This is a genomic window from Sorangium sp. So ce295 (genome assembly GCF_051527405.1).
GTDB lineage: Bacteria > Myxococcota_A > Polyangia > Polyangiales > Polyangiaceae > Sorangium > Sorangium cellulosum_B.
In genome coordinates, this window is record NZ_CP150324.1 from 6,375,813 (window position 1) to 6,388,527 (window position 12,715).

Sequence of the window (12,715 nt, forward strand, 5' to 3'; positions counted from 1 at the left end):
GGATGACGGACGCGATCCCGCGCCGAGGCCGCGCGACAGGCGTCCTGAACGAACCGCTTCCCCTCGGTTCGGCCGCACGCTAGGGCACCGTGAACGGTGCTGACCTTACCGAGAGAGCCTCGCCCCAGCCTTGACCTCGTGAAGGACGCGATCGCGGCGTTCGCGCTCAAGGGCCGCGGGCGCGCCCGCCCGGACGATCTCGACGCGCGCGACCCGGCGTTCATCGCCCGGGTGCTCCCGCTGCTCGGCCTCCTCTACGACGACTACTTCCGCTGCGAGACAGAGCTCGAAGAGCAGCTGCCCGACGGCCCCTTCCTCGCCGTGAGCAACCACAACGCGATGACGGGAATGCCCGATATGTACTGCCACATGACGGCGTTCTGGCGCCTTTATGGGCCATCGCGGCTGTCCTACGGGCTGATGCACGATCTCCCGTTCAACGTCCCGAAGGCCGGCGCCTGGCTCAACGCCTGCGGCGCCATCGCCGCGAGCCCGGAGAACGGGCGGCGAGCGCTCGCCCGCGGCGCGGCGGTCCTGGTCTTCCCCGGCGGCGATCTCGACGCGTGCAAGCCCACCTCGGCGCAGTACACGATCCGCTTCGGCCGGCGCCGCGGCTTCGTCCGGCTCGCCATCCGCGAGGGCGTGCCGATCGTGCCGATCGTGAGCGTGGGCGCGCACCAATCCCTCTACATCGCCACGGACGGGAGCAGGCTGGCCAGGTGGCTCCGCCTCCCCGAGCTCGCGCGCTCGAACGTCGCGCCGCTCGGCTTCGCCTTGCCGTGGGGGCTCATCGTCGGCATCCCGATCCCCCATGTGCCCCTGCCGGTGAAGATCCACACGAGGGTGCTCCGCCCGCTGCACCTCGGGCTCCCGAGAGAGGCCGCGAGCGACCCGGACGAGGTCGAGCGCGCATTCGCGCGGATCGTCGCGCGCATGGAGGCCGGGCTGGACGAGCTCCGCGCGGCGGGCAGGCACGGTCTCTTCCCCCGGGGTTGATGGGCCGCGTGGTTGATGGATCGCGCGGTTGATGGGCCGCGCGGTTGACGAGAGAACCGCAGGAGAATGGCGGCGCGGTGGCGTGCGGTGACGTCCGGCGCGCGCCCATGGCCCGAGCGGGCGGCGCGCGGCGCTCCAAAACCAGCGGGCGCGCGACAAAGGGCGCTGGGCCTCGCGCGGCGCTCGGAAAACCGAGTCCGTTCATGTAGGCTTGAACGCCAGCCGTGACCCCCGACCGCACCGCGCAGCTCCTCGCACCGCTGGCCCAGCCGGGAGAGCTCATCGCAGCCAAGTACCGCGTCGAGCGGGTCGTGGCCATCGGCGGAATGGGCGTCGTGCTGGCGGCGCGCAACGAGGATCTCGACCAGAAGGTCGCCATCAAGATCCTGCGCCAGGACGCCCTCGCGAACCAGGAGGCCGTCACCCGCTTCCTGCGGGAGGCGCGGACGGCGGCGCGCCTGTCGGGCGAGCACGTCGCGCGCGTGTTCGACGTCGGCACCACCGAGTCCGGCGTGCCCTTCATGGTGATGGAGTTCTTGACCGGGCTCGATCTCCAGCAGGTCATCGATACCCACGGTCCGCTGTCCATCCAGGACGCTGTCGACTACGTACTGCAGGCGCTCGAGGCCGTGGCCGAGGCCCACGCGGCCGGCGTCGTCCACCGGGACATCAAGCCTTCGAATCTGTTCCTCGCCGAGCACGCGGACGGCACACGGCACATCAAGGTCCTCGATTTCGGCATCTCGAAGGGGCAAGGCCTCGACTCGCCCGCGGAGCCGGGGCTCACGTCGACGAAGCAGGTGATGGGCTCGCCCGGGTACATGTCGCCCGAGCAGATGATGGCGCCGAGGACCGTCGACGGGCGCGCCGACGTCTGGTCGTTCGGTGTGCTGCTCTACACGCTGGTGACGGGCGAGCCGCCCTTCCAGGGCGAGACGGTCGCCGCGGTGATGGCGAACATCCTGCACCAGCCGGTGCCGCGGCTCCGCGACAAGCGCAGCGACGCGCCGGCCACGCTGGAGCGGATCGTCTCGCGCTGCCTGGAGCGCGACGTGAGCGAGCGGTACGCCAACGTCGGCAAGCTCGCGCAGGCCCTCGAGCCGCTCGGGTCGAGCTTCGCGAAGCTCTCGACCTCGCGCATCCAGAGCGCGATCGGCGCGGCGTCGCCGGCCGGACAGACATTGCTCAACTCGCGGGCGGCCGAGGACAGCGACAGGCTGTCCGGCGCGTCATGGTCGCACACGAGCAACCGGCGCCGCTCGCGGCGCAGGCTGCTCGTCGCCGCCGGCGTGGCCGCGTTGGTGGCCAGCGCGGCCGGGGCGGGCGTGTGGCTGGTCGCGAGCGTGCGCGTGGCGTCGCAGGCGCCGGGCGCCGCCGTGTCCCACCAGCCCGAGCGCGCCGCGGTCGACGCGCCCGGGCCCGAGTCCCCCGCTGCAGCGCCGGGCGCTCCGGCCGCGACCGCCAGCGCCACGACCGAGGCGTCGAGCCCGGCGGCGCCGCCGGTCCCTGCGCCGAGCGCGGCTCCCACGGGCAGCGCCGCGGCCGACGCGCGCCCGAAGGCGGCCGCCTCCGGAGCCCCGATCAAGCCGGGCCACCCGCCGAGACCGCCGAGGTCGACCAGCGAAGACGAGATGCTGAGGAGCCGCCATTGAGATCGTTACGAGCGCGACACGCGGGCGCATGGCTCGCGCTGCTCTGTGGGACCAGCCTGACCTCACCGCTCCTGGCGCAGCCGACCGCGGCGGACAAGGCGCTCGCCGAGGGGCTGTTCCAGGACGGCAAGAAGCTCATGGACGAGGGCAAGCTCCAGGAGGCCTGCCCGAAGCTCGCAGAGAGCCAGCGCGTGGACCCCACGGTCGGGACGCTGCTGAACCTGGCGGTCTGCCACGAGAAGGAGGGCAAGACGGCCAGCGCATGGGCCGAGTTCACGGAGGCGTCCTCGCTCGCGGCGAGCGCCGGGCAGCAGGATCGCGCCCAGTTCGCGGCCAAGCGCGCGTCCGAGCTGGAGGCCAGGCTGACGCGTCTCGTCCTGGACGCGGCGCAGGCGACGCAGGCGGCTCCTGCGATGACGATCACGCTGAACGGCAAGGAGCTGAGCGCCGCCGCGGCCACGGGCTCGGGCATCCCCGTGGATCCGGGCACGGCGGCGATCGAGGCCAAGGCGCCGGGCAAGCAGCCCTGGTCGCAGCGGGTGACGCTCGACCCCGGGCCCAGCACGACGCGGGTGACCATCCCGCCGCTCGCGGACGTCGTCGTTCAGGAGGCGAAGGCGGCTCCCCCTGCCCCGCCGCCTGCCCGTCCGGAGGCCGCGAAGCCCGAGGCGACCGGCAACCCGATGCGCGCGCTCGGCTTCGTCGCCGGCGGCGTCGGGATCGCCGGGCTCGGCGTGGGGGCGGTGTTCGGGGTGCTGACGATACAGAAAGCGGGGGATGTCGAGGAGGGGTGCAGCGGCAGCTTCCGCTGCAGCCGCGCGGACGTCGAGGCGAACGAGAGCGCCCGGACGACCGCGATGGTCTCGAACATCGCGCTCGGCGCCGGGCTGGTGTGCCTCGGGGCCGGCGTCGCGATGGTGCTGATGTCCCCTCGTTCGCCGGAGCGGGCTGCCACGGTAGATCGCGTGTGGGTCGCGCCCAGCGTCGCATCGGACGGGGGGCGCGTGGTGCTCGGAGGCCATTGGTGATGCAAAGCTCGAAGGGCTCTGCCGTGACGCTGGCGCTCGCCGCGCTCGCACTGGGCCTCAACGGTTGCGCGGAGATCGCGGGGCTCGAGGATCGCCAGGTGATCCGGCTGCTCGTGCTCGCCCAGAACCAGGCAGAACCTCGCGCCATCGCGCTCGACGAGGAGGCGATCTACTGGACCAACGGGCGGAGTGACGGGGCGCAGGGGAGCTCCACGGGCGGCGCGCTCCGGCGTCAGATCAAGGATGACTGGGAGGTCGTCGATCTGCTCGAGCCTTCCAGCGAGGCGCCCGAGGCCATCGCGGTGGACGCGACGCACATCTACTGGTCGAGCACCGACGTCGCCTTCGAAGGCGAATGCGTCAGCGCCGACGGGGATGAACGGGACAAGCTGTGGAAGCTACCGAAAGCGGCGCCGGTTCCCGCGGCTGGCGGGGAATTGCTGTGGGGTAGCTGCGGCGCGGCAGAGGCGATCGCGCTGAGCGCCGACAACGTCTACAGCGCTCGGCCGAACGCCTACCGCATCACGTGGGTGCCCAAGCGAGGCGGCACGCGAAAGGACCTGACGGCGGCGGGCGGCGAGCCGCGCGGCGTCGCGACCGACGGCCCCCTCGTCTACTGGACTGATCCGGCGGAGAACACGCTCTCCGTCATCGACATGAGCAGCGATGCGCCTGAGGAGGAGCTCCTCTCGAACCTCACGGATCCGGGACTGCTCGTGTTGGATGAAGCCAACCTCTACTGGCTCACCGGAAACAACGTCATGCGGTATGCGCGGAACGGCGCGGCCGGAGACGTCGAGGTGCCCCTCCTCAAGGATGGACTACCGAGCCCTCCTACCGGGATCGCGACGTATGGGGACTACCTTTACGTCACCGTCAAGGAGGCAGAGAGCGTCTACCGGCTCCGCAAGGACGGCGCTGCCGGCGCTCCGGAGGTGATCGCGGCGAATCAAGGTGGCCCGACGGGCATCGCCGCGGACGAGACGGGCGTCTACTGGACGAACTCCGTTTCGGGACAGATCGTCCGCTTCAACGACGAGTGACGCGCAGCCGCCGGCCCGGCGGCCGCCTTGCGCGGACCGCTGGGCCCTCCTGGGCTCAATCGATCTGCAGGTGATAGTGGGGCGGGCGCGACTCCTCGAGCGCGAACACGCCCCCGACCTCGTCGACGCCCTCGAGGAAGGCGCGCTTCTCCGCGGGTGTCATGTCCCGGTTCCGGATGTCGACGGCGCCCTCCCGGAGGTGCGCCGAGATGAACACGCCGCGATCGATCTGGGCGCGGATCACCCGCTCGAGGGCGGCGATCATGGCCTCCGGCGGATGCTCGGCCGAGCGCCCCTCCTCGTAGGCGCTCTTGATCTCGCGCGCCGCCGTCTTGTCCTTGTAGAGGCCGAGGACATCGGCGCCGTGCTGGAAGAGCTCGTGCATCGCCTCGGCCTGTCGCGCGGGATCCCGCGTGCCGCTCGTGACCACGAGCTCCTTTCCGGTCCGCCGGAAGTAGGCGGACGCGATCTCCGCGACCTTCTGCTCCACGGGGGGCGCGAGCTCGACGCCGGGCAGGACCACGTAGCGGCGCTCCTCGTCGGCCTCCGCCGGCGTCGCGCCGGGCGAAGGAGCGCGCGCGGGCGGCTCGTCGTCGGGGGGCTCGACCTCGTCGCTCTCCTGGACTCGCAGCGAGAGCACCCGGGCCGCGGGACCGTCGGGGACCCAGAAGCCGAACCACCCTGCCCGCGCGCCGAGGGCGGGGGCGGTCGCAGGCGGGCGCGGCGTCCCGACAGGCTCGGGCGCCGGCGCGGCCCGGGAGACGCAGCCGCCCGCAGCGAGCGCGAGGGCGATGACGGCGGCGCGGCGAGCGCCCTGGAGAGCGGAGGAGCGCGAGCACAACATGCGAGCCACGGGCGCCTCCTACTTCGTGATCGTGAACGAGGCGCGCGCGAGCTCCTTGCCCGCGGCGTCGCTGACCGTCACCGACCAGAGCCCCGCCGCGCGCGCCTTCCGCGTGGCGGCCCACGTACGGAAGCGCCGCTGCGCGCCGACCGCGAGGGGGATGCGCAGCGGCGGGCCGCCATCGGGCGGCGTGAAGGCGACGCTGATCTCCGAGGTGGCCCGGTCCTTGTTCGAGAGCTCGACGAAGGCGTAGAGGCGGTCGATCTCCGCGCTCGCGAACGAGGTCGCCGGCTCGATCGGCTCGCGGCCGGCGATGCCCTTCGAGACGACGAGCCGCGTCACCTGGAGCTCGGGCGCCCGAGCGGCGCCCTCTCCCACGCCCCCCTGCGCCGCGCCCGCGGCGGTGCGCGCCTCCTGAGCCGACCCCGACCTGCGGCGACGCTCCCGCGCCGGGCCGCGGGCGGGTGACGCGTCCGCCGTGTCGAGGCGGTCTGCGTCGCTGCGGCCCTCGTCCGCGGCAGCGCCGCTCGCGGCGGCCCGGACCGGCGCCGCCGCCGCGCTCGCCTGCCCCTCGGACCCGCCGCCTGGCCTCCCCTCCGCCGCGCGGCTCAGCGCGGGGAGCTCCTCCCGGGAGATCCGCGCGATCGCCTCGCTCGGATCGCTGCAACCGAGCCCCGCCCCGCCGAGAACGGCGGCGGCGAGCGCCAGGACCATGGTTTTCCGTGTCGTTCCCCGGGTGTCCACACCGACGAGGTGCCACGATTCAGCGGAGGGGGCGAAAAAACGGCAACCCGACGGCCAGCGACCCAGCGGCTCGCGCCCGGCTCACGAGGGCTCGTCCCCGCGCGCTGGACGTGGGGTCCGGGGCGCAGCCATCCCGAGGTCCCGAGATCTCATCAGGGATCCCTGAGGTGTGACAGCACCGCGTCGCGATGTGCCGGCGCTCCGGCAGGAGCGCACGTCCGCAAGGCGCCCCGCGGCGCTCCGGGTCAGTGCTTCGGGCGGGACCGGCGCGGACCGCTGGTCGACTCGCCCTCTGGCGTCGTAGCGAAGCTGGTGATCGCGCTGTCTTCGATCATCAGGATGAGCAGGCCCCCGCTCGCGCCTCGTGCCGTCTTCGCCCTGGATCCCTGGCTTGTCTCCCGCGACGGATGGTCCGAGCTCTCCGCTGAGATCCGCTTCATCTCCAACTCCTTCAAGACTTCAGTCCTGCTGTTCACGCCCCGGCCGGCTGACCTGCGTGGACTTCCGTGCACCGCGTCTGGGGCGAAAACTGAACCGGGCGCGAGAACGCCAATGTTCGCAGAATAGTCACGAATCCTACTGAAAATCACCTGGAAAGCGCCACGCCCGGTGGGTTCTTTCCGGCAGGAGCTCAAGCGTCGGGTTTCGTTTCAACGGGGATCTACTGGGATTTCATCGGGATTTCCGCGGGAGGTCGCGCGGCGGCGCGACAGGGATTCAGCGGCGGCCGAAGCCGGGCAGCTGGCGGGTTGCGGCCACCACCTCGTCGCAATCGATACAGCGCATGAGCCCGTCGACGAGCTCCATGCTACCGAGGCTGCCGCACTCCGGGCAGCGGTTGGCGAGCTGGTGCTTGCTCTCCTCGCAGAGCCGGCTCTGCTCCGCCTCGGCCTCCGCCTCGACACGGAAGATCTCGGCCGGCGTGCGCGCCTCTCGCTTTCGGTCGTCCATGGCGCGCAACGTATCATGTGCTCGGCGCGCGCTGCGAGCGCCGCGCTCGCGGCCGCTCGGCTCTCGCTCGCTCACCGCGCGGACTCGATCATGCTCCGGAACGCTGACCGCGCCGACTGCACGGTCTCGTCAGGCCCGACGATCCTGAAGAACCAGTTTCCGCGATCCGGCGTCCTCACCGCCGCGCCGACGAGCCGGTAGTCGTCCTTCACCATCTCCACGGGCGATCGCTTGCGGGCGCCGGACTGCGGCGCGAGCGCGATCTTGTAGGTGCCGGCCACCTCGACCAGGTCGACCGGCATGCCGCGCACATCGAACGACGCGCGCCTGGCCTTCGCCCCGACGTCGCCATCGAACTGCGCGAACCACTCGTCGAAGCGCGCGTCGACGTCTCCCTTGCTCCCCAGACCGAACGAGAGGACCTGCACCTCGGCGTCCTCCTTGTCGTTCGCCGCCCTCGGCACCTTGTAGAGGGCCTTGCGCGGTCCGGCGCGCGGCACGTCGAGCGCAGCCCAGCTCCCCGGAACGTCCCACGCGAGCCACGCGGCGGATGGCGCGCTGGAGACGGCCGGCGGCGGCTCCGGTTCCGCCGGGGTCCTCGAGCAGGCCGAGACCGCGAGCGCCGTCACCGCCGCTCGAGCGAACGACACCCGGCGTGGGAGCATGGGGGCGGTTCTACCACCGCGCCCTCCATCGAGGCGCAGGATTTCGATACCCCGCGCGGCAGGGAACCGCGATCCTCTCCTCGAGCGACGAGCCGCCCGAGCGGGGGACGTCGCGCTCGCTGGAGGGGCCCGGCCGCGATCCGGGCGCGGGCTCGGGTGTAAGCCATCGGCCCTGCTCGCACGTAGAAGAGACGCCCCGGCGAGGGAGAGGGAGAGGAGACGGCGCGCATGGATCAGATCGGCGAGTACCTCGTTCGACGCCTCGTCGGCGAGGGCGGGATGGGCAAGGTCTACGAGGGCGAGGAGCGCCTGTCGCGCCGGCGCGTCGCGCTGAAGGTGCTCCGCCCCGAGCTCGCCCGGAGCGAGCAGGGACGCCGGCTCTTCCTGAACGAGATGCAGATCCTCGCGCACCTCGAGCACCCGAACATCGTCCGGAGCCTCGCCAGCGTCGAGGCCTCCGGCGAGCTCGTGATGGTGCTCGAGTACCTGGACGGCCAGACGCTGCGCTCCGTCCTTGGCGCCGCGGGCCGCCTTCCCTGGCAGGAAGCGGTGCGGATCGCGGCCAGCGTGGCGAGCGCCCTCGCGGCGGCCCACGGGCAGCAGCCGCCCGTGATCCACCGCGATCTCAAGCCCGAGAACATCATGGTGCAGCGGGATGGCGGCGTGAAGGTGATGGACTTCGGCATCGCCAAGGTCGTGGAGGCGATGAACCAGACCAACACGCAGAGCGTCGGCACCCTGCAGTACATGAGCCCGGAGCAGATCGACGCGCGATCCATCGATCACCGCTCGGATCTCTACTGCCTGGGGCTCATCCTGTACGAGGCGCTGTCCGGCAGCCCGCCGTTCCAGTCGGCGTCTCCCCGGGAGCTGCTCAACCTGCAATGCACGGCAGAGCCGCCGCCGCTCAGCGACGACGTGCGGAGCGGGTTGCCCCGCGGCGTCGAGCAGCTGCTCTTCCAGCTGCTCGAGAAGGCGCCCGAGGATCGGCCGTACCTCGCTCAGGACATCGTGGATCGGCTGGAGCCGTTCCAGACCGCGGTGAGCGCGCCGCTCCGCGCCGGTGACCGCGTCCGCGCGAGCGCGCCGCAGCGCGCCATCGATCACGACCGCGAGAGCACGCCGCTCCGCGCCGGTGACCGCGAGCGCGCAAGCTCACCGCACCGCACTGGCGACCGCGACCGGGCGAGCTCGCCGCAGCGCGCCGGCGACAGCGCGAGCTCGCCGCAGCGCACCGGCGATCGCGACAGCGCGAGCGTGCCGCACCGCAGCGACGGCCACGACCGCACGAGCTCGCCGGGCGCCGCGCGTGTCACCGGCGGAGCGGACGCGCCTCGCGCCGACACGATCGCGCTCGTCGAGCAGATCGACCGGCCGCGCGACGTCCCGATCCGGCTCGCGATCGCGATCATCGCGACGCTGTCGGCGCTGGCGGGCCTCGGGACCTGCGCGCTGCGCTCGACGAGCGGCGCGCCGGAGCCGCCCGCCAGCACCGCGGCGCCGGCCGCCCCGGAGAGGGCGCGGTGAGGCGAGCGTCGCCGGAGCAGGCAGGCTACACGGAGGGCGCGCCCCTCCCGGCCGTGGGCTGCGCCGCGCGATGGCGCTGCGGCGCGGGCTCCGGAGAAGAGCTGTGGCGGCTCGGCGCAGCGGACCAGGACGCTCCGGCAGGGCCCGAGCACCAGGCCGTCGCGGCGCGCCTCCTGTCGCTCGGGAGCGCCGGCGTCGGCGGCTTCATCGACGGCGGCGTCGCCTCGCCGGCCGAGGGCGAGCGCGCCGCCGCGGCGAGCCCGGACGGCGCGCGCGTCTGGCTCGCGCGGCGGCTCGCGGGCGCGCCCCTCTCGGACTGGATGCGCGGGCGGCGCGGGCCCGTCCCCTTCCAGGAGGCGCTCGGGCTCGCCATCCAGGTCGCCCGCGCGCTCGCCGCGTGCGAGCGCGCCAGCCTGTTCCCCGGTCCGCTCTCGCCCGACGCGGTCCTCGTGGACGACGCGGGCCGCGTGACGCTGCCCGCGAGCGCGCTCGTCGCCGCCCTCGTCGGCGCGTCGGCGAGCCGCGGCGCCGCCACGGCGCCCCGCGGCGAGGGCGCGCGGGTGTCCTCGGAGATCCCGCCGCTCTGGACGCCGCCCGCGCAGGCCGACGGCGCGATCTGGGACAGCGCCGCGAACCGGTACGCGCTCGGGCTCGTGCTCTACCGCCTGCTCGCGGGAGAGCACCCGTTCGCGGGCGCCGGTCTGCGGCACGCGCTCGGCGAGGCCGCCCGCGCGGAGCCGCCGCCGTTCATCGAGGGCGTCGCGACCTCGCTCCCCGCGGGCCTGCAGGGCTACGTGCTGCGGCTGCTCCATCCGGATCCGTCGGAGCGGCCGCAGCGCGCCGAGCAGATCGCCGATGCGCTGAGCCGGTACCTCGACGAGCGCCCGCCGGCGCCTCCGGTGCCCGCCGCCCGGACCTCCCGTCGCGCTGGCGCGGCCACCTTGGCGAGGACCGGCCCCGCGCCGCGCGAGCGCGCGCGCGCGGGCGACGCGGGCGACCACCGCCCGCCGCGCGGCCCAGCCGGCGCCGCGGCGCGGCTGTGGCGGATCGCGCCGCTCGGCGCCGGCGCGCTGATCGCGTCGGCCGCGCTCGCGCTCTCGCGGGGTGAGCCCGATCCAGCGGCGCCGCGCGCGGTCGCCGTCGCGCCTGTCGCGCCGCTCGCGCAAACGCGGACGGCCGCGGAGGACTGCGCGGCGTGCCACGGCCGCCAGGCCGCGGAGTGGCGCCGCTCGGTGATGGCGCACTCGGTGAAGAGCCCCCTCTTCAACGCGCTGGAGAGCCTCATCGAGGAGCAGGTCGGGCGCACCGCCGACTGCCCGAACGGGGCGGGCATCCTGCGCAAGGCCGATCCCGCGCGCGCCTGCCGCGACGGGCGGAGCGGCGTCACCGTCACCGGCTCGGGCGGCGAGCACTGGTGCGTGAACTGCCACAGCCCGGCGGAGAACCTCGACGCCGCGATGCCCGCGTGGGACGGCCGCGCCGGCGGCGATCCCCGCGCGCGCCTCCCCGTGCGCGACCTGCTCACCCGGCGCGGCCTGGAGGGGATCTCCTGCAGCTTTTGCCATCAGGTGCACGGCCCGGTCAGCCCGCGCGGGCGCGCCGGGTACCAGGGCAACCCGACATGGACATCCTTCGTGACGGGCGCCGTCTTCGCTGCGCGTCCCGAGGACGACCGCGGCCTGTTCGGGATCGCGAACAGCGGCTACGACCTCCGCCCCGAGGAGCTGCTGCTCCCCTCGGGTCAGGACGCGGCCGCGCGCGCCGGGCTCCAGCCGGCGGGAGCGGCGGGCGCTGTCGAGCCCGTGGTGCACGGTCGCCCGTCGGCGAGCGCGAGGGCGTACCTGCGCTCCAGCGAGTTCTGCGGGGCTTGCCACGACGTGCGCCTCTTCGGCAGCGACAGCCTCGCCGCGGCGCGGGGCGAGCACTTCAAGCGGCTGCGCAACGCCTACACCGAGTGGTCGGACTGGGCGAGGTCCGAGGAGCGCGCGGGCCGCCCGGCGGCGACCTGCCAGGACTGCCACATGAGCACCTATCCGGGCGTCTGCGAGGCGGCCCCGGCGGCGGGCGCCGCGCAGGCGTCGCCGGGAGATCCCGAGTGCCCGCCCGGCACGCGCTTCGCCCCGCGGAGGCCCGGCGCGCGCCCGCGGGGCCGGATCGCGGATCACTCCACCGCTCCGGCGGACGTCGCGACCCATTACTTCTCCGGCGTGGATGTGCCGCTGTCGGACGAGTTCCCCGACGCGCTCATCGATGAGCCGTCGCTCGACGTGCACGGCATTCCGGCGGGCGCGCGCCGCCGCCGCGATCTCTTGCTCCGCCACACGTTCCGCTTCGAGCTCGGCGCCGCGCGCCGCGCAGGCGCGGCAGGGGATCGCGTCGAGATCCCGGTCGAGATCGAGAACACCGGCGCCGGGCACAAGGTGCCAGCCGGCTTCAGCCAGGAGCGCGAGTTCTGGGTTCACCTCGTGGTGAGGGATGGAGAGGGGCGGGTGATCTACGAGGTCGGCCGGATCGACCGCGCCGACGAGGATCTGAGAGACAAGGTGTTCACCCGGGTGACCACCGATCCAGACGCGAACAGCCCCTTCGCGCCCGCGGGCGCTCAAGGCGGGCTGTTCGGCGCGGACGTGCGCGACGGGCCTGATGTCCCCCTCTGGACCCCACCCCCACGGCTCGGCGGCACCTCGTTCCGGGGGCGGGGGCTCATCAACTTTCAGAACGGCTTTCTGCGCTGTGTCCGATGCATCGGCGTCGTGGCCGCAGACGGCACCTGCCAGGCCGGGCCCGGCCAGGGGCTGCACCACGCCGATCGGTTCACGGACGGCGATTACGACCTGGACACCGGCGCTTGCGGCTCGAACCTGTCGGGGCAGAACGCCTTTCTCGAGATCTACTTTCCGGTCGGCGCGCTGGACGCGAGCCGGGGCGTCGTCAAAGGGCCGGACGCGATCATCGATACGCGCTCCGTGCCGCCCGGCGTGCCGATCCGGTACGTCTACGATCTTCGCACCGGCCAGCGGCGCGGCCCGCTCCGGGCCGAGGCGAGGCTGCTCTTCCGGGCGTTTCCCCCGTTCCTGATCCGTGCCTTCGCCGCGTACGAGCGGGAGCAGGCGCGGCGCGGCCTGCGGCCGACCGGCCCGCTGGTCACCGACGCGATGCTCGAGCGCCTCGAGATCGTCGAGCTCGCGCGGGTCGATGTCGAGATCCCCTGAACCGAGGTCGCCGCGATGGAGCAACCGAAGCAACAGACGCAACTGACGCAACG

11 protein-coding genes are annotated in these 12,715 nt (G+C 73.5%); 6 read left to right on the forward strand and 5 right to left on the reverse strand.

Annotation, left to right across the window (positions count from 1 at the left end; translation table 11 throughout):
- Positions 1 to 138: 138 nt before the first annotated feature.
- The 4 genes from WMF11_RS24065 to WMF11_RS24080 all read left to right on the forward strand — a co-directional run bounded on the left by WMF11_RS24065 (position 139) and on the right by WMF11_RS24080 (position 4,719).
- The gene (locus WMF11_RS24065; RefSeq protein WP_437910754.1) at positions 139 to 996 is read left to right on the forward strand and encodes a 1-acyl-sn-glycerol-3-phosphate acyltransferase; all 858 of its coding nucleotides are present in this window, start codon (positions 139 to 141) and stop codon (positions 994 to 996) included.
- 224 nt (positions 997 to 1,220) lie between these two features.
- Positions 1,221 to 2,648, forward strand: coding sequence for a serine/threonine-protein kinase (locus tag WMF11_RS24070; protein ID WP_437979051.1), 1,428 nt, complete (start codon positions 1,221 to 1,223; stop codon positions 2,646 to 2,648).
- Entirely contained in the window at positions 2,645 to 3,676 is a 1,032-nt protein-coding gene (locus WMF11_RS24075) for a hypothetical protein (RefSeq protein ID WP_437979052.1), read from the forward strand. The genes WMF11_RS24070 and WMF11_RS24075 overlap by 4 nt, the downstream gene beginning before the upstream one ends.
- Positions 3,676 to 4,719 carry a hypothetical protein gene (locus tag WMF11_RS24080; RefSeq protein WP_437979053.1) on the forward strand — a complete coding sequence of 348 codons (1,044 nt, stop codon included), beginning with the start codon at positions 3,676 to 3,678 and terminating at the stop codon, positions 4,717 to 4,719. Before WMF11_RS24075 ends, WMF11_RS24080 begins: the two co-directional genes overlap by 1 nt.
- A gap of 55 nt (positions 4,720 to 4,774) precedes the next feature.
- Here WMF11_RS24080 and WMF11_RS24085 read toward each other — a convergent pair whose 3' ends face one another.
- The 5 genes from WMF11_RS24085 to WMF11_RS24105 all read right to left on the reverse strand — a co-directional run bounded on the left by WMF11_RS24085 (position 4,775) and on the right by WMF11_RS24105 (position 7,923).
- On the reverse strand, positions 4,775 to 5,563 hold the full coding sequence (locus tag WMF11_RS24085) for a hypothetical protein (RefSeq protein ID WP_437979337.1): 789 nt from the start codon (positions 5,561 to 5,563) through the stop codon (positions 4,775 to 4,777).
- Positions 5,564 to 5,581: 18 nt separating this feature from the next.
- The gene (locus WMF11_RS24090; RefSeq protein ID WP_437979054.1) at positions 5,582 to 6,277 is read right to left on the reverse strand and encodes a DUF2914 domain-containing protein; all 696 of its coding nucleotides are present in this window, start codon (positions 6,275 to 6,277) and stop codon (positions 5,582 to 5,584) included.
- Positions 6,278 to 6,552: 275 nt separating this feature from the next.
- On the reverse strand, positions 6,553 to 6,747 hold the full coding sequence (locus WMF11_RS24095; protein ID WP_437555037.1) for a hypothetical protein: 195 nt from the start codon (positions 6,745 to 6,747) through the stop codon (positions 6,553 to 6,555).
- A 277-nt stretch (positions 6,748 to 7,024) separates the two neighbouring features.
- Complete coding sequence (locus WMF11_RS24100) at positions 7,025 to 7,258, reverse strand: hypothetical protein (RefSeq protein WP_012236968.1); 234 nt, start codon at positions 7,256 to 7,258, stop codon at positions 7,025 to 7,027.
- A gap of 71 nt (positions 7,259 to 7,329) precedes the next feature.
- Positions 7,330 to 7,923, reverse strand: coding sequence for a hypothetical protein (locus WMF11_RS24105; RefSeq protein WP_437979055.1), 594 nt, complete (start codon positions 7,921 to 7,923; stop codon positions 7,330 to 7,332).
- A 228-nt stretch (positions 7,924 to 8,151) separates the two neighbouring features.
- On the opposite strand from WMF11_RS24105, the gene WMF11_RS24110 reads away from it, so the two are divergent.
- A complete protein-coding gene (locus WMF11_RS24110) occupies positions 8,152 to 9,450 on the forward strand; it encodes a serine/threonine protein kinase (protein WP_437979056.1) in 1,299 nt (432 codons plus the stop codon).
- On the forward strand, positions 9,447 to 12,662 hold the full coding sequence (locus tag WMF11_RS24115) for a serine/threonine protein kinase (protein ID WP_437979057.1): 3,216 nt from the start codon (positions 9,447 to 9,449) through the stop codon (positions 12,660 to 12,662). The genes WMF11_RS24110 and WMF11_RS24115 overlap by 4 nt, the downstream gene beginning before the upstream one ends.
- Positions 12,663 to 12,715: the final 53 nt, after the last annotated feature.